General features: G+C 69.3%; 18 protein-coding genes and 1 pseudogene. 6 read left to right on the forward strand and 13 right to left on the reverse strand.

The annotated features are described in order from the left end of the window. The first annotated feature begins 11 nt into the window (after positions 1-11). A complete protein-coding gene (locus Pmi06nite_RS13415; RefSeq protein WP_203953295.1) occupies positions 12-599 on the forward strand; it encodes a superoxide dismutase family protein in 588 nt (195 codons plus the stop codon). 87 nt (positions 600-686) lie between these two features. On the opposite strand, the gene Pmi06nite_RS13420 is transcribed toward Pmi06nite_RS13415, so the two are convergent. Next, positions 687-1304 (reverse strand): SH3 domain-containing protein, encoded by a 618-nt coding sequence (locus Pmi06nite_RS13420; protein WP_203953296.1) that lies wholly within the window; start codon positions 1302-1304, stop codon positions 687-689. Positions 1305-1579: 275 nt separating this feature from the next. On the opposite strand from Pmi06nite_RS13420, the gene Pmi06nite_RS13425 reads away from it, so the two are divergent. Then, positions 1580-2716, forward strand: coding sequence for a ZIP family metal transporter (locus tag Pmi06nite_RS13425; RefSeq protein WP_203953297.1), 1137 nt, complete (start codon positions 1580-1582; stop codon positions 2714-2716). Between the two features lie 28 nt (positions 2717-2744). Here Pmi06nite_RS13425 and Pmi06nite_RS13430 read toward each other — a convergent pair whose 3' ends face one another. From Pmi06nite_RS13430 to Pmi06nite_RS13440, 3 genes are all read right to left on the reverse strand, one after another. Beyond that, positions 2745-4739, reverse strand: a complete 1995-nt coding sequence (locus Pmi06nite_RS13430) for a multicopper oxidase family protein (RefSeq protein ID WP_203953298.1) — start codon at positions 4737-4739, stop codon at positions 2745-2747. Then, on the reverse strand, positions 4736-5182 hold the full coding sequence (locus tag Pmi06nite_RS13435; protein ID WP_203953299.1) for a DUF6220 domain-containing protein: 447 nt from the start codon (positions 5180-5182) through the stop codon (positions 4736-4738). The genes Pmi06nite_RS13430 and Pmi06nite_RS13435 overlap by 4 nt, the downstream gene beginning before the upstream one ends. A gap of 681 nt (positions 5183-5863) precedes the next feature. Further along, entirely contained in the window at positions 5864-6220 is a 357-nt protein-coding gene (locus Pmi06nite_RS13440; protein ID WP_203953300.1) for an anti-sigma factor antagonist, read from the reverse strand. Between the two features lie 459 nt (positions 6221-6679). Here Pmi06nite_RS13440 and Pmi06nite_RS13445 point away from each other — a divergent pair, with 459 nt between their 5' ends. After that, complete coding sequence (locus Pmi06nite_RS13445; RefSeq protein ID WP_239113875.1) at positions 6680-8044, forward strand: sensor histidine kinase; 1365 nt, start codon at positions 6680-6682, stop codon at positions 8042-8044. On the opposite strand, the gene Pmi06nite_RS13450 is transcribed toward Pmi06nite_RS13445, so the two are convergent. Then, complete coding sequence (locus Pmi06nite_RS13450) at positions 8041-9837, reverse strand: sensor histidine kinase (protein WP_239113876.1); 1797 nt, start codon at positions 9835-9837, stop codon at positions 8041-8043. The genes Pmi06nite_RS13445 and Pmi06nite_RS13450 overlap by 4 nt on opposite strands. A gap of 160 nt (positions 9838-9997) precedes the next feature. Between Pmi06nite_RS13450 and Pmi06nite_RS13455 the strand changes: the two genes are divergently transcribed. Then, complete coding sequence (locus Pmi06nite_RS13455) at positions 9998-10675, forward strand: response regulator transcription factor (protein ID WP_239113877.1); 678 nt, start codon at positions 9998-10000, stop codon at positions 10673-10675. Here Pmi06nite_RS13455 and Pmi06nite_RS13460 read toward each other — a convergent pair. The 8 genes from Pmi06nite_RS13460 to Pmi06nite_RS13495 all read right to left on the reverse strand — a co-directional run bounded on the left by Pmi06nite_RS13460 (position 10672) and on the right by Pmi06nite_RS13495 (position 17395). Beyond that, positions 10672-11130, reverse strand: a complete 459-nt coding sequence (locus Pmi06nite_RS13460; RefSeq protein ID WP_203953303.1) for a response regulator — start codon at positions 11128-11130, stop codon at positions 10672-10674. The genes Pmi06nite_RS13455 and Pmi06nite_RS13460 overlap by 4 nt on opposite strands. A gap of 252 nt (positions 11131-11382) precedes the next feature. Then, complete coding sequence (locus Pmi06nite_RS13465; protein WP_203953304.1) at positions 11383-11697, reverse strand: DUF6510 family protein; 315 nt, start codon at positions 11695-11697, stop codon at positions 11383-11385. Between the two features lies 1 nt (position 11698). Further along, positions 11699-12430, reverse strand: a complete 732-nt coding sequence (locus Pmi06nite_RS13470; RefSeq protein WP_239113878.1) for a ferredoxin reductase — start codon at positions 12428-12430, stop codon at positions 11699-11701. Beyond that, on the reverse strand, positions 12427-13026 hold the full coding sequence (locus Pmi06nite_RS13475) for a molybdopterin-dependent oxidoreductase (RefSeq protein ID WP_203953306.1): 600 nt from the start codon (positions 13024-13026) through the stop codon (positions 12427-12429). Before Pmi06nite_RS13475 ends, Pmi06nite_RS13470 begins: the two co-directional genes overlap by 4 nt. A gap of 88 nt (positions 13027-13114) precedes the next feature. After that, complete coding sequence (locus Pmi06nite_RS13480; protein WP_203953307.1) at positions 13115-14902, reverse strand: bifunctional metallophosphatase/5'-nucleotidase; 1788 nt, start codon at positions 14900-14902, stop codon at positions 13115-13117. 70 nt (positions 14903-14972) lie between these two features. After that, entirely contained in the window at positions 14973-15854 is an 882-nt protein-coding gene (locus tag Pmi06nite_RS13485) for a helix-turn-helix transcriptional regulator (protein WP_203953308.1), read from the reverse strand. A gap of 21 nt (positions 15855-15875) precedes the next feature. Then, positions 15876-16532 (reverse strand): MmyB family transcriptional regulator, encoded by a 657-nt coding sequence (locus Pmi06nite_RS13490; protein WP_203953309.1) that lies wholly within the window; start codon positions 16530-16532, stop codon positions 15876-15878. Further along, complete coding sequence (locus Pmi06nite_RS13495; protein ID WP_203953310.1) at positions 16529-17395, reverse strand: helix-turn-helix transcriptional regulator; 867 nt, start codon at positions 17393-17395, stop codon at positions 16529-16531. Before Pmi06nite_RS13495 ends, Pmi06nite_RS13490 begins: the two co-directional genes overlap by 4 nt. Before the next feature lie 168 nt (positions 17396-17563). On the opposite strand from Pmi06nite_RS13495, the pseudogene Pmi06nite_RS42975 reads away from it, so the two are divergent. Together Pmi06nite_RS42975 and Pmi06nite_RS13500 are read left to right on the forward strand one after the other, a co-directional pair. Then, positions 17564-17818 (forward strand): annotated as a pseudogene (locus tag Pmi06nite_RS42975) (histidine kinase dimerization/phospho-acceptor domain-containing protein); the annotation flags it as partial. After that, positions 17795-18589 (forward strand): sensor histidine kinase, encoded by a 795-nt coding sequence (locus tag Pmi06nite_RS13500; protein ID WP_373317296.1) that lies wholly within the window; start codon positions 17795-17797, stop codon positions 18587-18589. The pseudogene Pmi06nite_RS42975 and the gene Pmi06nite_RS13500, both read left to right, overlap by 24 nt. Positions 18590-18600 lie beyond the last annotated feature (11 nt).

An 18600-nucleotide genomic window follows, 5' to 3' on the forward strand; every position in this document is an offset into this window, starting at 1 on the left:
GGGAGGCCTCCATGGTCGGCATGACATCTGTGGCCCTGCTCGCCGTACTGGGGACGGGGATCGCCGTGCCCGCCCCGGAGGCGCCGCCGCCGTCGCCGTCGGACTCGAAGGTGAGCGCCGTGATCAAGGATGCGCGCGGGCAGACCGTCGGGACGCTCCAGATCGAGGACAGCGGGAACGGCAAGTCCCTGGTGACCGTGGCGGTCGCGGGCCTGTCTCCGGGATTCCACGGATTACACATCCACAGCAGGGGCGTCTGTGACCCCGACTCGAAGGATCCCGCCACGGGCAGCCCGTTCTTCAACGCGGGCCCTCATCTGGGGGCGGGCGAACATCCGAACCACACAGGTGACCTGCCGAATCTCCTGGTGGGAGAGGACGGGATCGCCGGCGCCAGCTACGTGACGGACCGTTTCGTCGTCAGGCAGTTGATCACCCGGCAGGGCACCTCCGTCGTCATCCACTCGAAGCCGGACAACATGGCCAACATCCCCGACCGGTACAGCCATGACGGGAAGACGGGCCCGGACGCCGAGACGCTGAAGGCGGGCGACTCCGGCAACCGGATCGCCTGCGGCGTCATCGGGAGCCGGAGGTGAGGTTTCCCGCCCCCGGCTGGTGGGAGGCCGGGGGCGGGAAACGCGGGGTGGATGGTTCTTGGTGCGGGCCGGGAAGGGTGTTCCGGCCTATTTCTGGAGGTAGCGCGACGAGGCCCAGCCCGGCCGGCCGTTGGAGGACGTGACCGCGACCCAGCCGCGCCAGGCGCTGCACGCTCCGGCGAAGCGGCCGTCGGCCTGGCCGAGCGTCCCGACCCGCTCGTAGGCGAGGCCCGGCCCCCGCCTCACCTGGAGGTGGCTGCCCTTGCGCAGGTTGGCGACCCGGTAGGTGCAGGAGAGCGCGGGACGCCGTACGACCGATGGGTGGGGTGTGGGGATCCGGTACAGGTAGCCGGCGGAGGCCCACCCGATCCTGCCGGAGGAGGACTTCAGCGCCACCCAGCCGTGGGAGGCGCCGCACGCCCCCGCGAAGCGCCCGTCGGCCACCGTGAGGTCGCCGACGGGCCGGTAGCGGAGGCCCGGCCCCTGCCTGACGTTGAGGAAGCTCGACGGGCGGACCTTGACCACCTGGTAGGTGCACGACAGGGGTGGCCGGTACGGTTCGAGCACGGGCTTGGCGACGGGCGCGACGGCGGCCGGTTCGTCGATGGGCCTGTCGGCGGCCCGGGCGGGCGCGGCGGCGATCATGAGCAACCCCGCGGTGGCGCACAGGGTCAGGGCGGGGATGATCCGCTTGACGATTGCCACGGTGGCTCCCTTCGGACGCGTTATCACTCTGGGTTGTTGACCAGTTACTCTCTGTTTACACGCCGGTCCGTCCGCGCGGGATTTCTTTACCGTTTAATGACGAGCGAGCGGCGAGATGTCCGCGAAAGTCGCCATTCTCGACGGCTCTTTTCTTTGCGGACCACGGTGTTTCCCGGGACGGCTTCCGGGGGGATCCAGACAGCGGCGGCCGCCCAAGGGACGGTCAAGAAGATCTCCCCGGAGTGGCCGCCGCGTCTTCGAGGAGTGGTTGCGACATGCCCTCAGCCGACTGGACCCGCGCCGTGGCGACGATGCTGCCTCCGGTGTCGGGGCGCACCTGGACGGCCGTGCTCCTGGTCTGCGTGTCCACCGTCGCCGGAGCCTGGCTCGCACGGCGCAATTCCCGGCGGCTGACGGCATGGCTGGCGATCACGTCGGCGTTGATGCTGGTCACGGCCCTCGTCGACCTGCTGCCCGACGCATGGAGCGACGCGGTCGCCAGCGGCGTCCCCCTGTGGGCCGTGGGACTGGCGGCGGCCTTCGGCTTCCTCGTGATCACGCACTACAGCCACAAGTCCTGCGCCTGCGACCTGGAGACCGTACGGCAGCGCGTCGCCGAGCACGCGCCCGGGCGGCACCGTCGTATGCGGGACGCGGTCGGCGCCGCCGTCTTCGGCGGAATGGAGACCGCGGCCGCGCTCACCCTGCACCGGGCGATCGAGGGGGCCACTTTGGCGCTGAACGCCTCCCTGGTCGTGGTCGTCGCGCTGATGGTCCACTCAGCCAGTGAGGGGCTGGCCCTGGCGGCACTGCTCGACGTGGGCGGGCAGCGCCTGACTCCGTGGCTGGTCGTCGCCTGCGTGAGCCCGGCCGTGGGTGTCCTCACCGCGACCTTCAGCCCGCTTCCCGGCCAGGTGGTGCCGATCCTGCTGGGCATGGTGACGGGAGTCGCGCTGCGTACGGCCATCGCCGGCATGCAGCACGCCGCCAGCAGGCACGAGCGGGGCTTCCTGTCCAAGCGCCACCTGGACGCGGCGGCCGCGATCGTCGTGACCGGAGGCGTCGTCCTCGTGGCCGCTCACGGCGTGCGCGCCCACCGTGAGCAGGACGGGCATCCGGTGGCGAGCGCCTCGATCACGCCCACGGCCACGCCGGAGAGCACGTCGTCCCCGATGACCCGCGCGGACCTCGGTACCGCCGTGGCCTCCGGCCGGATGAGCCTCGCCGACGTGCTCCGGGACGATTCCGGCGTGGCGGGCCGGGTCGGCGTCCTGTGGATCCTGCGGCATCTGCCCGGCCACGGCTCGGCCGAGGTCGGCGCCCTGCTGGCGGCCATCGGCGTCGACGGCAGGAGCCACGTCGGAGATCTCGACTCCCGCGAGCGCAGTGCGCTGGTGAAGACGTTCCACTAGACGACCGCGCTCTTGGGAGATCCACGACCTAGCCGCCGTGCGCCCCGTGGAACGGCGTGGTGACCCCTTCGTACGCCAGGTGCAGGGCCATGCCCTGGTCGGCGTGGACGAGGTTGTGGCAGTGGTTCATCCACAGGCCGGGGTTGGTGGCGCGGAAGGCGACCTCCCACACCTCGCCGGGCTGCAGGTCGAAGGTGTCCAGCCACAAGGGGCTGCCGGTCGGTGCCCGCCCGTCGCGGGAGAGCACCAGGACACGATGACCGTGCAGGTGCCACGGGTGGATGTCGCGGCTCCGGTTGACCACGGTGAGGCGGACGAGATCGCCGGTCGACACGACCTCGGTCGGGATCGAGGGGAACGCGTGCCCGTTGACCGTGTACGCGTACATCGGCCGCCCACCGGCCAGGGAGAGGCCGCGGTCGAGCACGAGGGTGAACCGGCGGTCGAACGTGTCCGCCGCGGTTATCGGCGTCGTGGCGGGCGTGCCGTACGTGGTGAGATCCAGGTCGGGCCAGCCGGTCGTGTCCTCTTTCGCGTCCTCAGTCGCACTGGCCGTCGCGTTGGCCGCCGTGCCGGCTGTCGCGCTGGCTGTCGTCGACGTCGCGGCGGCCTGCCGCGTGAGCCGTACGGACGGGGTTCGGTCGTCGGTGTTCAGCACGACGTCACGGGCGGCGGGCATGACGAAGGTCAGGTCGTACCGGCCGCCGGCGGGCAGGCGCAGGCCCATCCGGTCGAGTTCGCCCGGGCCGTTCAGGTCGGTGCCGTCGACGGCGACGAGCCGGTACGGCGTTCCGGTGAGGGTGAACCGGTGCGGGGTGTTGTCGGTGTTGATGAGGCGCAGCCGTACCGGTGTTCCAGGAGCGACGCGCTGGTCGAGCGGCTGGTCGTGGTCGCCGAAGACCGTCCGGCCCGCGAACGTGTGGACGGGGAGGGTCAGATCGACGCCCGCCGAGGGTGGGCCGACGACCAGCGTGCCGTACAGGCCCATCCTGACGCCGAGGTCGGAGACCTCATGGGTGTGGTACCAGAAGGTCCCCTGCCGGTCGGCGAGGAACCGGTAGACGAACTCCTGCCCGGGGAGGACCGCTTCCTGGGTGAGCCCCGGCACGCCGTCCTCACCAGCCGGTACGTCGTAGCCGTGCCAGTGCAACGTCACCCCCGACCGGATGTTCGCGTTGCGCAGCCGCACCTCGACGAGATCGCCCACGTTCGCCGTGATCGGCGGGCCGGGGACCTGACCGTTGAAGGTCCACGCGTCGACCTTCCGCCCGGACGACAGGGTGATGGCGGCGGTCTCCGCGGAGAGCGTGTAGCGGCGGACGACGCCGCCCGCCGCGGGTGTGGCCGGCCCTCGTAACGAGGTCACCGGCCGGCCCTGCGGTTTCGCCGGGGAGCCGGCGGCCATCGCGAGATGACCCATGCCACTGTGGCTCAGGGTGTGGTCGAGGCCGTCGTCCATCGCCGGGGAGGGGAAGAAGGCGAGCCCCGTACCCGCCAGGCCAGTCACGAGCGTGATCGCGATGACGATCCGCGGCGATCGGCCGGGACCCGCGACGATCCGCCAGGTGACCAGCATGGCGACGGCGACGACGGCCACGGTGACGAGGGCGGTGCTCAAGGTCGCGGGGTAGCCCATCAGCAACGTGACGGCCAGACCGCCTGCCGCCGCGTATCCCGCGCCCAGCAGCGCCACGACGACGGCGGGCGATCCGGCGGCGCCGGCATCCGCCTGGGAACGGGCCGCCCTGACCAACGGGGGAGCGGCCAGTGCGGTCGCGGCCACCCCGGTGACCAGGAGCAGCGGCAGGGCGACCGTGACCTTCTCCTGGACGAACCACCAGCCGGCGCCGGCGAGCCCGCCCACGACGCCCGCACGGGCGAGCGAGGCGAGCACCGCCGCCGCGAGGAGGGCGAGCGCCGTCCTCGGGCGACGGGACGCGGCCGCCACGCCGGCTCCCAGCCACGTCGCCGCGGCCAGAACCGCGGCGAGCAGGTCGAGCGTCATGAGCAGAGCGGTGGTCATGAGGCGTGCGCCGCCGTGTTCCGCGTGTCGCCCGCAGCCGTGCCCATGGCGAGTCGTCGTGCCTGGCGGAACACCATGGCCGAGACCGCCGCGATCGCCATTCCGTTGATCGCGTGCAGTCCGAGGACCGCGAGTGAGGCAGGGGTGGTGTTGCCCGAGCTGTCGTTCAGGGCGTTCCCGAGCGCGATGATCAAGACCTGCACGATGATCAGCCCGAGCGGGAGGATGGTGAGCCCGATCGTACGGCCGGGCGCCTTGGAGAGTGCCGCGGCCACGGTGGCCAGCAGCGAGAGGATCGGAATGATCATCATGCCGTTCATGCTGTGCAGTGCGAACGAGTCGTCCTCCTGCGGCTTGTCGAACGCGCCGACGGCCGCGAGGTACCACTGCACCATGACGGCGGCCAGCATCAGGCCGGCCAGGCCGAGATAGACCTTGCGCAAGGCGTGCTCCCTTCAACGTGGACCAACAGTGGCGATGGTGTCCCGGCATGGGTCGCCCCGTCGTCCGCCGCCCGGCGACACATCGCCTACTGCCCAAGGAGTACGCCCTCCCCCTCGGCTACTACCCCTCCAGTAGTCCCCCTCCTCTCAGCTGGCCGTGATCATGCACAGGTTCGTGATCACGCCCCCTGACCGGCCACGACCCCGAGCGTGATCATGCACAGGCTCGCCGGCGCGGTGCCTGAGCAGCGGAAACGTATGCCGTGATCATGCGCAGGTTCGGGAATGTGCCGTGTGACCTGCGTAAACATCGTCCGTGATCATGCATTTGGGAAGGCGGCTGCCGGACGCGAACGACATGCGCTCTTCCGGGGCCGCGGTTGAAATCGCGGTCGGGGTCGCAGGTTGTGCATGATCACGGACGATGTTCGTCCAGGTGGTGCCGTAGACAGCCGAACATGCGCATGATCACGAATGGTGTTCGCGCAGGTCGTGCCGTACGTGACCGAACTTGTGCATGATCACGCCGGAGGTCTGGGCAGGTCAGGGCGTGTACGGCCGAACCTGTGCATGATCACGCGGAAGGTTTGGGCTGGCCGGGGGGTGTGATCACGAACTTGTGCATGATCACGCGGGGGGGTGGGGGTTCTGGGTGGGGGGGCTTGAGCTTGAGCTTGATCCTTAGCTTGATCCGGAGGTTGACGCTGAGGCCAGGGCTTCGTCGAGGGTGGGGTAGATGGGGAGGCGGCCGGTGAGGCCGAGTATGTGGAACAGGCGCCGGATGTTGGGCAGCAGGCCGCAGACGGCCACCCGGTCGCCTCGCCCGAGCCGGCCGTACGCGTCGAGGATGACGCGGAGTCCCGCGCTGTCGAGGAAGCGGAGATCGGTGAGATCGAACAGCAGTCGCACCGCTGGCCGGTCGAGGAGTTCGTCCACCTGGGCGCGGAACGCGGGCTCGGTGATGATGTCGATCTCCCCGCTGACGGAGACGACCGTGAACGGCGGGTGCGTCTCAACGGTCACGCGGAAGTCGCTCATATCCATCTCCGCAAACAGGCAGGAAGTCAGGCGGTGCGTCGTACGTAGTAGCGACCACATCCAGATCACAGGCGATCAACGTAAGAGGGGGACGACGGAGTGTCTCGGTCTCCACTCCAAATTGGAACTGTTCTTTTACTTGAATGAATCCAGTTAATTGTTAGAATTGCTGCGTACCCGTTGACTTGTGTCCGGGATTCGAGCAGGTGACGCATCGCCTGGCGTCTGCACCGGGCCGGCGCGAAGGCGGCCTGGAGCCGCGAACACTCGCAGGCGGACCTGGGTCCCGCGTCACGGGTGCGGCGAGGTCATGAACATCGACGGCCGTCGGCATCAGTAAGTCCCTCCCCGTGAAGCCGGATAAAAGAAGATCGCATACAGTATACGGAATACCAAGGAGGAAGTGTGGTGCGCGGAAGGTCCAGATCAATGGCGGGTATACGAGGCCGTCTGGCCCGTATGCGGCCACGGTCCATCCGCGGCCGCATCACCGCCCTGGTCACGCTTCTCGCCGTCCTCCTGCTCATACCGACCGCGCTCGCCGAGGGCGCCGTGGGACGGCAGGCGGTCACGGACGACATCTGGCTGTCGGCCCGGCGCCAGGCCGACCTCACCGCAGCGGCCGTACGCCTCGGGCGGCTGTCCCAGCCTGTGCGGCCGGCGGTCGGGGGCGTCGGCCTCATCCAGGTCGTGAATCCGGGCCATCAGGTCGTCGACGCGTCCCGGCGCGCTCGTGGCCTGCCGGCCCTGAGCCAGGTGTGGCCGACCCCGATCAACCCCGAGCGGGACGTGGAGACCTGTACGTCGGCGGCTCACCTGGGCTGCATCCGGCTCGCCGCTCTCCGCGTCGACCCTGAGGCGGACTCGCCGGTGGTCTACGCGGGCAGGCCGGCGGCGAGCCTGAACTCGACCGAGGTGTTCGGCCGGTTCTTCGGCCTCCAGGACGGCCTGCTGATCATCCTGGCCGCCTGGGCGACCTGGGTGATCACGGGACGCACGCTCAAGCCGGTGAAAGCCATCAGCGCCGACCTCTCCGCCATCAACGGCAACGACTTGAGCACCAGGGTGCCCGAGTGGGCCGGCCAGGACGAGATCGCCCGGCTGGCGCGGACCGTGAACGGCACGCTGGGCCGGATCGAGGACGCCAAACGGGTCACCGACCAGGCGCTCGGCCGGCAGCGCCAGTTCGTCGCCGACGCGTCGCACGAGCTGCGGACCCCCCTTGCGGGTCTTCGCGCCGAGTTGGAGGAGGCCCGACTCCACCCCGCGGAGACCGATCTGCCTGATCTGCTCGACCACACGCTGTACGACGTGGACAGGCTGGAATCGATCACCACCGATCTGCTCCTGCTGGTCCGGGTCGGGGCGGAAGGGGACGCCGAGCGGACCCGGGTGGACCTGTCGGAACTCGTCGAGCGCGAGGTCGTCCGGCGGATCGACCGGCTGCCCGTCCGCCTGCACGTCGAGCCGGGGGTGACCGTGCACGCGGCCCTTCCTCAGATCGTCCGCGTGCTCATGAACCTGGTCGACAACGCCCAGCGGCACGCACGGCATGCCGTTGAGGTCTATCTGCGGCGTGGCGTCGGCTACGTCGAGCTCTCCGTGACCGACGACGGGCCGGGAATCGGGGCGGACGACCGTGAGCGGATTTTCGAGCGGTTCACCCGGCTGGACACCGCGCGGAGCCGGAACCACGGCGGCACCGGCCTCGGGCTGGCGATCGCGCGCGACATCGCCCACGCTCACGGCGGCACGCTGGTGGCGGCCGAGTCGCCGGGGGGCGGCGCCAGGTTCGTCTTCAGGATTCCCGTCTGCGACGACTAGCCCTTGCCGGGGTGGTCCGGCGGAGTCGGAATGGCCACGAGCAGGGACGTCCCGCTGCCGGGCGGGCTCGAGATCTCCATGGTCCCGCCGAGCACCTCGACGCGGTCGCGCAGGCCGATGAGGCCCGAGCCCCGCACGGGGTCGGCACCCCCGATCCCGTCGTCGCGGACGGACAGGCAGAGGCGGGACTTCTCGATCGCGAGATCGACGTGGACGATCGTGGCCCTGGCGTGCTTGGCCACGTTCGTCAGCGCCTCCGACACGATGTAGTAGGTGGTCACCTCGATGTTCTCGGCCAGGCGTCTCGGGGCGCTCACGCTCAGCTCGACCGGTACGGCTGAGCGGCGCGCGAGGGTGCGCAGAGCCGAGGCGAGGCCTCCCCTGGACACGATCACGGGATGCAGACCGCGCGACAGCTCCTGAAGATCCTCGACGACGCCCGCGAGGTCGTCGGAGGCGCAGGACAGCTGCTTCCTGAGATCCGTCATCTCCGGCGAGGTGGCGGCCTCGACCGAACGCAGCCGCAGTCCGAGGGAGATGAGCCGCTGCTGCGTCCCGTCGTGCAGATCACGTTCGATCCTGCGGCGGGTCTCGTCGGCGGCCGCGACCACACGGGCGCGTGACGCGGCGAGTTGCTGGCGCACCTGGGCGTTCGCGATGGCGGTGGCGACGAGCTCGGTGAACTCCAGCATGTGCGCCTCCACACAGGCCGGGGGGTCGGGCTCCGCCGACAGGGCGACCGTCGCGCCCCACAGCCGTCCCTCGACGACGATCGGGATGCCCACCGCCGAATTGACCCCGTGCTTCCTGGACTGCTCGAAGACGGCGCCGGCATTGGTGGCGTAGTCCGTCATCCGGGCCGGTCGCCGGGTCTGACGGACCATGCCGGCCACACTCGGTTCGTCGGCGGACCAGCGTGTCCCTTCAGGGACCACGAAGCCGGGACCGCGAACGCTCCACGAGCCCACCACGATGAACGTTCCGTCGGGGTCGAACCGGGTTATCGCCGTGTGGTCGACCTTGAGGACCCGGCCCATCTCATCGGCGACGGCTCCGAAGAGCTCTTCCGGAGCCACCCGGTGTGCGACCAGCGTCGCGACGCGCCGCAGTGCGGCCTGCTCGTCCGCGACCCGCTGGAGCTCGTCATGGCTCGTCTTCAGGGCCTTCGTGATCGACTCGCGGTCGAGCGCCGCCCGCAGCAAGGTGCTGAGCGAGCAGGGGAGACGGTCGTGAACACGCTGAAGCGCCGGCTCGGGAAGGTCCTTCGGGACGGCCACCCTGCCGAGCGTCCTGCCGCCGTCCCTGAGCTGTACGGCGGTGCGCAGCCGGTCGTCCGTGATCGGTTCCATTTCGATCGTCAGGCCGGGGGCTTCCAGCTCGACGGCGAGCAGGCTGGAGGCGGCGCGGAGGGCCGCGTAGAGATCCTCCGCGTTCAGCAGCAGGCCGCCCAGTTCGGCGGCCAGAGAGGCCTCCCTGCGGCGCTCCTCGGCGTCGACGGCCGCCGAGCGGGCCAGGGCCGCGAAGGACCCGGTCAACACCGCGACGACGAGGAAGACGGCGAGAGCCACCCACTCCGGGCCCGTGGAGATCCTCAGGACGAGGAAGTAGCCGAAGGCGAACGCGCTGGCCAGCGCGGTCAGCGTCCCGAGCCCCCACCCCCATAGGACCGAGACCGCCAGAACGCCGGGCAAGTAAACTATGCTCAGGGAACTCGGTGGCGCGACCTTCGTCAGTGGATTTGCAACAAGGGTCTCCACCGCGACCAACAAAACGCCTATCAGTATCCCCGTCATGAGGGGTGGGCGCGTTGGGCGTAGCAACGACGACAACAGTCGTGCGCGCACAGTCACTGAATATACTCGGGCTCCGCCCGAGGAGATCGGGCGGCCACCTTCTCAGGCGCCGATGCGATCGCCCTCGTGGCACCCGCCCGATGAGGGGTGGCGCAGACCGGTGCGAGACGACGAAATGGCGGTACCTGCCCGGACTCGGATAGCGCTCGCGGACGATGACGTACTGCTCCGTGAGGGGCTGGTGAGCCTGCTGGAACGATCGGGGTTCGAGGTCGTCGGCCAGGCGGGAGACGCCCCCGAACTGATCGACATCGTCAGCAAGCACGAGCCCGATGTGGTCATCGTCGACATCCGGATGCCGCCCGGCCACTCCACCGAGGGGCTCGAGGCGGCCAAGATGATCAGGGAGGACTTCCCGCGGACGGGCATCCTCCTGCTGTCGGCACACGTCGAGGTGGATCAGGCGATGGAGTTGCTCGCCGCCGGCCACCGGATCGGCTACCTCCTCAAGAGCCGGGTGACGGCGATCACGGACTTCATCGAGACGATCAACCGGATCGTCGCGGGCGGCTCGGTCGTCGATCCCCTTCTGGTCCGTGAGCTCTTCGCGGCCCGGCGCCGGAACGACCCGCTGGAACTCCTCACCGAGCGTGAGCGCGAGGTCCTCGCCCTGATGGCCGAAGGGCGGTCGAACGCCGGGATCGCCCACAGGCTGTGGATCACGGAGGGCACCGTCGAGAAGCACGTGCGCAGCATCATGGCGAGGATGCGGCTGCCGGAGACGGCGGACGACCACCGCCGGGTGCTCGCGGTGATCACCTTCCTCGACTCCCGCTAATACGGGCCGGGGTGATGCTTGCCGCGGGCTCTCCAGGAAGAGTGCCCGTTGGGGGAGGCGCCGTCTGGGGAGGTCAGGTCCGGGGGATGCTCGGCGGCCCGGATGATCTCGTTGATCGCCCTGCCCGACAATCTGGCCTTCGGCAGGAAGGCGATGGCGGGACTCGCCGTGATGATGTCCACCAGGTCCCCTTCGGCGTAGGTGGAGATCAGGATGACTCTCGACGTCTCCGCGCTTTCACCCGAGGCGAGGTCCCTGGCGAGATCCAGGCCGGACTCGTCGCCGAGGCTGATGTCGACCAGCAAGACGTCCGGGCGGAGCGTCGCCGCCTGCCTGATGGCGTCGGCCCGGGTGGACGCCACGCCGACGATCTCGATCCCCTCTCGGCCCAGCACGTCGCACGCGACCTCGAGGAAATGGTCGTTGTCGTCGACGATCAGGCAGCGCAGGCCCATGAATCCAGGATCTCGTAGGGGGAGGGCCGGGGCATTGCAGCTAACGGTAATGCCGCAAACTCCGCTGGCCTGCGTCACAAATGGCGGCTGGCACCGAAGACGGCCGGGCTCGCGCCCGGCATCGTGGCCAGGGTAAGCACACTTCGTCCCTGGAGTCGTCATGCGATGGCAGATCAGAGTCCGCAGACCGAGACGGCCGGCAGGCAGGCTCGCGCTGGACCTGCGGACCCCCAAGGGGCGGCTCCTGCCGTACTAGGCCGGGCCCTCCCCGGTCCCGTCCGGCACACCCGGGCCGGGCAGGGGGATGCGCAGGGAAACGGTTCCGCGCAGGTCGAGCCACGCGCTGTCGGGACCGCGGACAAGGCGGAGCACCACCTCGTCGCAGCCGGGGCAGCGTGCCACCATGCCGGGGGCCGGGCCGTACACCCGGAGTGAGGCGACGGGCCCGGCGAGGCCGCAGTGGACGCACTGGCCGGCGGCCGCGGTGACGTCGACGGCGAAGATCTCTCGCAGCGGGCCGGCCAGGGCGTTGCCGTCCTGATAGGAGTCCTGAGCGGGTTCGGTCATGTCACCCTCCGGTGGGGCCGAATCGTTCTGTCTTGATCGCACGTGCGTCGTGGCCCATGGCGAGCAGGATGTCGGAGGCCGTCTCGACGAAGCCGGTCGGCCCGCAGATGTAGCACTCGGGCCCGAAATCCGCAGGCCAGCCGCCGGTGTTCATGTCGGCGATGGTGAGCCGTCCGGCCGGGCGGGCCCACCCGTCGGGGACGGCACGGGTGTAGAGGTAGGTCACGTCCAGGCCGGGGTGCGGCAGGCGCAACTCCTCCGCGTAGTAGCGCTCGCCCGGCTCGCGGAGCGAGTAGATGAGGCGGAACGGCGTGCGGCTGCCGGCCTGCCTGCGGGCGCGGATCATGGCCATCAGCGGCACGATCCCCGAACCGCCCGCGACCAGCAGAACGGGCGCGGTGCCGTTGGGCCGCCACACGAACCAGCCGCCCACCGGACCGCGGATCTCCACCTCGTCGCCGACGGTGAGTTCCTCGGTCAGGTACGGCGAGACCTCGCCGTCGGGCACCCGCTGGACGGTCAGTTCGACCCGTTCTCCGTCGGCGGGAGCGGCGATGGAGTAGCTGCGCTGGGTGCTGTAGCCGTCCTCGGCGGTCAGCCGTACGTCCACGTGCTGGCCGGCCAGGTGGCCGGGCCAGCCGGGGATCTGGAGGACCAGGGTGCGCGCACTCGGGGTCTCGTCACGGATCTCGACCAGCCTGGCGATGCGCCAGACCAGCCTGCGGCTGTTCAATCTCCCTGGTAGCGCTGCTCGCGCCACGGGTCGCCGTAATTGTGGTAGCCGGCCGTCTCCCAGAATCCGGGCCAGTCCTCGTTCATGAGCCGGATGCCCTGGACCCATTTCGCGGATTTCCACAGATAGAGGTGGGGGACCAGGAGCCGGGCCGGCCCGCCGTGCGCGGCCGCGAGTTCCTCTCCGTCGAACTGGTAGGCGATCCACGCCTTGCCGTCGAGCAGGTCCTCGACCGGGAGGTTCGTCGTGTAGCCGCCGTAGGAGTAGACGAGGGCGTACTCGGCGCTCGACTCGACGTCGGCGAACAGGGTGTCGAGGGACACCCCCTTCCAGTCGGTGCCGAGCTTCGACCATTTCGTGACGCAGTGCAGGTCGACGGTCGGGGTCTCGGCGGGCAGGGCCATCAGCTCCTGCCAGGACCAGCGGTGCGTCTGCCCGTCCTCGGTGTCGATGGCGAACTCCCATCGGTCCAGCGGGACCCGCGGAGTCGGCCCGGCCGACAACACCGGGAAATCGTGAACGAGATACTGGCCTGGCGGCAGCTTCACGCCCTCATCTCTGGGCCTGCCGCGAAAGCCGCGTGAAACGAATCCCATTGGTACCTCCCGGCATCACATTAGCGAAATGCCGTAAAAGGCCGGGGACCCGGTGTGGAGATCCACGCCGAGTCCCCGGGGTGTGGTGCTAGAAGACCGGAACGCCTTCGCGCACGAGCTTCCAGTTGGGGTCGGCGAAGGTGGCGGGATCGATGGTGCCGGACGCGGTGGCGTACTCGATCAGCGCCTGACGGATCTCCACCTGGGCGTTGTAGACCACGGGGGCGGTGGTCACACCGGGGAAGCCGCCACCGCCGGACTGGCGGTAGTTGTTGATCGCCACGACGAACTGCTGGTCGGCGGCGACCGGCTGCCCCTGGTAGGACAGGCCGACGATCCGCTGCCCCACCGGCTTGGAGATGTCGATGTCGTACGTCACGCCGGACAACTGGTCGTAGTTGTAGTCCGGGGTGCCGCCGGCGTTGGTGAGGCTCCCGAGGTCGATGGGGGCGCCGGGAGCGACCTGGGCGAAGTACCTGGCGGAGTACTCCAGGTAATCCTTGACCTGGGCGCCGGTCAGCTTCACGCCGAGCAGCGTGTTGTCGTAGACGTACAGGCCGGCCATGTCACGGACGCTCACCGGGCCCGCGGGGAAGACCGCGCTGCGGCTGAACGGCGCGGCGATCGACAACACCGGCAGGGAGGCGTCGGCCGTACCCGCGATGGCCTTGCTCACCAGATCGGTCTGGACCTGCTGGATGTAGTCGAGGATCGGGGTGTCCTTGTACGGAGACTCCGCGGCGGACAACTGCTCCTTCGACTGGGCGATCACCTGGTTGACGTAGGCCACCGTCTTGTCGTGCTGCTCCTTCATGAGCGCGACGATCTTCGGGTCCTCGGGGACCGTGTTGGTGTTCAGCGTGGTGGACGACTTGCCGGAGACGCTCCACCTGCCGCGCTGCTTGGTGAGGGTGAAGTCGACCACCGACAGCCGCTGGCCCCACCTGCCGGGCTCGGTGAGCAGCACCTGCTGCCCGGTGACCTTGTTGGTCACGAACCGCTGCGGCACGTCGTTGTGGGCGTGGCCGAACAGGACGGCGTCGATTCCCGGGACCTGCTCGGCGACGAGGGCCGAGGCGTTCTCCACCGGGAGGTCGGAGCCGTAGGACGACATGCCGTTGTCGCCCGCGTGCGCGGTGACGAGCACCACGTCGGCGCCGAGGCCGCGCAGGACCGGCACCCACTTCTTCGCGGTCGCGACCAGGTCGAGGAACTTCAGCTTGCCCTCGACGTTGGCCTTGTCCCAGATCGCGATGCCCGGGTTGGTGAGCCCCAGCACGCCGACCTTGATCGGCTTTTCGCCCTTGACCTTCATCGTCTTGATGACGAAGGGCTGATACGCCGGAAGGCCGGTCCGCGCGGACACCGCGTTCGCCCCCAGGACCGGGGCCTTCATCTGGTCGATCCACTTGGCCAGGAGAGGGAGGCCGTAGTTGAACTCGTGGTTGCCGAGCGTGACCGCGTCGTACCCGATGGCGTTCATGGCCTTGGCCATGGGATGGATCTTCCCGGTCGTGGTGACCGGCTCCATCTTGGCGTAGTAGTAGTCGAGCGGGGTGCCCTGGATGGTGTCACCCGAGTCGAACAGCAGCGTGTGGTCGGCGCCGCGGTCGGCCCGGATCTGCTTGACGAGGGTCGAGACCTTCGCCAGGCCGACGTCGTTGTGGGCGCTGTCGTCATACTCGGCGTTCTTGAAGTAGTCCCAGTTGACGGCGTTGCCGTGGATGTCGGAGCTGGCCATCACGGTGACCTTCACCGAGTGGCCGGAGGATGAGTGGCCGGAAGATGCGGTAGCGGGAGCGCTGGGGGCCAGGAGCCCGATCGCCGCGACGACGGTGGCGCCGGCGGCCAGGGCCTTGCCGATCTTGATGGACATTTCTGTGACGATAACGATGCGATATCACCGCCGCGTCACAGAGTTCTTAACCGGACATTGAGGTCGAATGTCAAGATTGCGCGGCTATGAGCTCCCGTTGGCCGGAATCGTTGGCCCTGGCCCACTTGGCGAGGAGCCGGAGGGCGGTCCCGGACGGCGAGGCGGGGTCGACGGTGTAGACCAGCAACATCTGGTCCGCGTCCCTGGGGAGGGTGAGCGCCTGGTAGCCGAGGGTGAACTCGCCGGCGGCCGGGTGCCGGTAGCGCTTGACCCCGGAGATGCGTGCGAGCACGTGATGTTCGTCCCAGATCCGCCGGAAGTCCTCGCTGTGCAGGCAGAGCTCCTTGGTCAGCTCGTGGAGCAGGGGGTCCTTCGGATGCCTGCCGATGGAGAAGCGCAGCATGGCGGTGGCGTCGGCGGCCACGATGGCCCAGTCGCGATGGAGTTCGCGGGACCGGGGGTCCAGGAAGACGTATCTGGCCAGGTTGCGTTCGCGGGCCGACATGGTGTCGAATCCGATCATCAGTGCCCGGAACAGCAGGTTGGCGGCCAGGAAGTCCGTGCGAAGACCGATCACGGCGGCCGGCGCGTCGGCACGCTCCAGGGTGTCGAGCAGGACGAGGGTCTCCGGGTCCACGCATTGCTGGGGGACCTTCCCGCAGCGGGCGGGGGTGCAGATGGGGTTGGCCAGGTCGAACAGGTGCTCGCGCTCGGTCTCGTTGAGCCGGAGCGCGCGGGCGATGGCGTCGAGCACCACGGGGGAGGCGTTCTTGCTGCGGCCCTGCTCCAGCCGGGTGTAGTAGTCGACGCTGACGCCGGCGAGTTGTGCGAGTTCCTCGCGCCGCAGCCCGGGGACACGCCTATGTCGCTGGACCTCCATCCCGACGTCCTCGGGATTGAGGCGGGCTCGGCGTGAGCGGAGGAAATCCCCCAGCTTCACAGGGTGGTCCATGTGTCCATTATGTGCTTTACATCACTTTTGGTCGTGATGAGGGTCACTCCGCGTCCTGGCCCATTTCGCGAGCAGGGCCAGAGCGGCGGCGGACGCCGACTCGGGTTCCGCGGTGTGGACGCACATGTACTGGTCGGGCTCCGCCAGCGTCAGGCCCTGGTAGTTGACGGAGAAGTCCCCGGCGATCGGGTGGCGGTAGTACTTGATTCCAGAGGGACGGTCGTGGACGTTGTGAACGGCCCACAGCCGGCGGAAGGGGTCACTGGCTGTCAGGAGTTCCTGGATCAGCTCGCGCAGTGCGGGGTCCTGAGGATGCCGGCCGACGCCGAACCGCAGCATGGCGGTGACGTCGCCCGACACGACGTCCCAGTTCCGGAGCAGCAGACGGCAACGCTCATCCAGGAAGGTGAGCTGCGCCAGGTTCCGATTCCGGGGCGGCCCGTCGTCCCACATCAGCAAGGCCCGATACAACCGGTTGGTGGCCAGGAAGTTCGTGTAGCGGCCGAGCACGCATGCCGGGGTGTCGCCGCGGTCGAGTGCGTCGAGCAACTGGTGGGTCGAGGGATGCACCGCCTGCACAACGGGGGTGTGGGTGTGGTCGAGAACGGGTCCGGCCGGGTCGAACAGGTGCTCGCGCTCGGCCTCGTTGAGCCGGAGCGCGCGGGCGATTTGCTTCACTTTTGGCCGTGGCGAGGGTCGCTCCGCGTCTTGGCCCACTTCGCGATCAGCGTCAGAGCGTCGGCGGACGGAGACTTCTGCGCGGCGGTGGACATGCACAGGAACTGCTCGGGTTCTCCGGGGAGCCGCAGAATCTGGTAGTGGAGGGAGAAATCCCCAGCGATCGGATGGTGGTAGAGCTTGTTTCCCGAGGTGCTCTCGTAGACGTGGTGGGCGGCCCACACCCTCCGGAAATCCTCGTCGTGCAGCAACTCCCCGATCAGCTCGTTGAGCCTCGGCTCGCCGGGATTGCGCCCGACGGCGAAATGGAGGACGGCGGTGATGTCGGCCGCCACGTGCTCCCAGTCGCGATACAGATCGTGGGCGCTCGGGTCCAGGAAGCAGAATCTCGCGAGGTTGCCGCCACCGGCCTGCCTGTCGTCCGGCCAGTTCATCAGGGCCCTGAACGTCCGGTTGGCGAGCAGGACGTCCAGGCACTGGCTGAGCACGCACGCCGGGATGTCGGCGTGCTCCAGCGTCTCGATCAGTTCGTAGGTTATGGGCGGTACCCGCTGCCGGGCTCCCGCCTGGCCACGGATGGGGTTGAGGAGGGGGCTGGCCAGCGCGAACAGGTGATCACGTTCGGTCTCGTTGAGCCGGAGCGCGCGGGCGATGGCGTCGAGCACCGCCGGTGAGGCGTTCTTGCTGCGGCCCTGCTCCAGCCGGGTGTAGTAGTCCACGCTGACGCCGGCGAGCCGGGCGAGTTCCTCGCGCCGAAGGCCGGGGACACGTCTGCGCGCGGAGGCCGCCGTCCCCGCATCCACGGGTTGGAGGCGGGCTCGGCGTGAGCGGAGGAAATCCCCCAGCCTCACGAGGCGGTCCATATGTCCAGTATGTGTCGCACCTCACTTTTCCATGCGTGGGGGGCCGAGGGTGGCCCTGGCGGTCCGTGTCTAGAGAGGGCCTGTTCAGGGGGGTAATTGGCCGCTTGGTGATGGTTGTCTGGAGGGTGGCAGACCGTAGGCAGGGCCCGACCGAGGAAGGAGCCACCGATGACCGGCTCGATCCCACCGACAGACCGTGAGTGCGTCATCGGAGCACCTCCGGATCCTGCGGCGGCCGAGCCGCAGTGCCGGTTCGCCGCCGACGCCGCCCACGAACTCTGCACACCGGTGGCCGCGCTCCGCGTCGAGCTGGAGGAGGCCCGGCTTCACCCGGAGGAGACCGACCTGTGTGAGCTCCTCGATCGCGCGCTCGGGAACGTCGACCGGTTGCAGACGATCGTGACCGACCTGCTGACGCTCGCACGGGCCCAGTCCGCCGCACCCATCGACCGGCAGCGGGTCGATCTGGCGGAGCTGGTCCGCCTCGAGGTCTCGCGGCACGTGGATCGGTATGAGACGTCAGTGGTCCCTGTGGCGGACGGTGACGCCGGGGTCGTCGTCGACGTCGACCGCTTCCAGCTCCGCCGCGTGCTGGCGATCCTGCTGGACAACGCGTATCGGCATGCCCGGAGCTCGATCCGCGTTCAGGCGCGGTGGGACGGTGACGCGGCCGAGTTGTCCGTCACCGATGACGGCAGGGGGATCGCCGTCGCGGATCGCGAGCGGATCTTCCAGCCTTTCGCCCGGCTCGACGCCGCCCGCGACCGTCGTAACGGCGGGGCGGGACTCGGCTTGGCGATCGCCATGGAGATCGTCAGAACTCATGGGGGGACCTTGGATGTGGACGACGCGGCCGCGGGTGGTGCCCGCTTCGTCGTCCGGCTCCCCGCCGCCGTCTCGCCGGAGGAGGAGCGGCTTTCCAGGGACCGGGTGGAATCCCGGCTCGAAGCCCGGCTGGAGGAGCGGATCGGCGCCGTTCCCGAGTGTGGTCCCGGCCGCCCCGATCGCACGTTCGAGGGTCTGCTGGGGCGCGGAGCCCGGAGCAGGTGGGGGCACAGGTGCGGGGCCGCGATCCGTCACTCCTATCGTGCCGGACACGAATGCCCCCGGTGCCGGCGTCCCGAGGGTGCGGTCGCCCGCGAAGCCTCTGTCGGAGACATGCGCGGTCCCCCTGGTGCGGTCTTCCGCCGCTGACAGCGGAAGCC

The organism is Planotetraspora mira (assembly GCF_016863275.1).
Taxonomy (GTDB): Bacteria; Actinomycetota; Actinomycetes; order Streptosporangiales; family Streptosporangiaceae; genus Planotetraspora; species Planotetraspora mira.

What these genes read in the sequence shown, in the direction of transcription:
- Pmi06nite_RS13415 (WP_203953295.1), top strand. Translation starts at nt 12, where the DNA reads ATGGTCGGCATGACATCTGTGGCCCTGCTCGCCGTACTGGGGACGGGG.
- Pmi06nite_RS13425 (WP_203953297.1), top strand. Translation starts at nt 1,580, where the DNA reads ATGCCCTCAGCCGACTGGACCCGCGCCGTGGCGACGATGCTGCCTCCG.
- Pmi06nite_RS13430 (WP_203953298.1), bottom strand. Translation starts at nt 4,739, where the DNA reads ATGACCACCGCTCTGCTCATGACGCTCGACCTGCTCGCCGCGGTTCTG.
- Pmi06nite_RS13440 (WP_203953300.1), bottom strand. Translation starts at nt 6,220, where the DNA reads ATGAGCGACTTCCGCGTGACCGTTGAGACGCACCCGCCGTTCACGGTC.
- Pmi06nite_RS13445 (WP_239113875.1), top strand. Translation starts at nt 6,680, where the DNA reads ATGCGGCCACGGTCCATCCGCGGCCGCATCACCGCCCTGGTCACGCTT.
- Pmi06nite_RS13450 (WP_239113876.1), bottom strand. Translation starts at nt 9,837, where the DNA reads ATGACGGGGATACTGATAGGCGTTTTGTTGGTCGCGGTGGAGACCCTT.
- Pmi06nite_RS13460 (WP_203953303.1), bottom strand. Translation starts at nt 11,130, where the DNA reads ATGGGCCTGCGCTGCCTGATCGTCGACGACAACGACCATTTCCTCGAG.
- Pmi06nite_RS13465 (WP_203953304.1), bottom strand. Translation starts at nt 11,697, where the DNA reads ATGACCGAACCCGCTCAGGACTCCTATCAGGACGGCAACGCCCTGGCC.
- Pmi06nite_RS13475 (WP_203953306.1), bottom strand. Translation starts at nt 13,026, where the DNA reads ATGGGATTCGTTTCACGCGGCTTTCGCGGCAGGCCCAGAGATGAGGGC.
- Pmi06nite_RS13480 (WP_203953307.1), bottom strand. Translation starts at nt 14,902, where the DNA reads ATGTCCATCAAGATCGGCAAGGCCCTGGCCGCCGGCGCCACCGTCGTC.
- Pmi06nite_RS13485 (WP_203953308.1), bottom strand. Translation starts at nt 15,854, where the DNA reads ATGGACCACCCTGTGAAGCTGGGGGATTTCCTCCGCTCACGCCGAGCC.
- Pmi06nite_RS13495 (WP_203953310.1), bottom strand. Translation starts at nt 17,395, where the DNA reads ATGGACCGCCTCGTGAGGCTGGGGGATTTCCTCCGCTCACGCCGAGCC.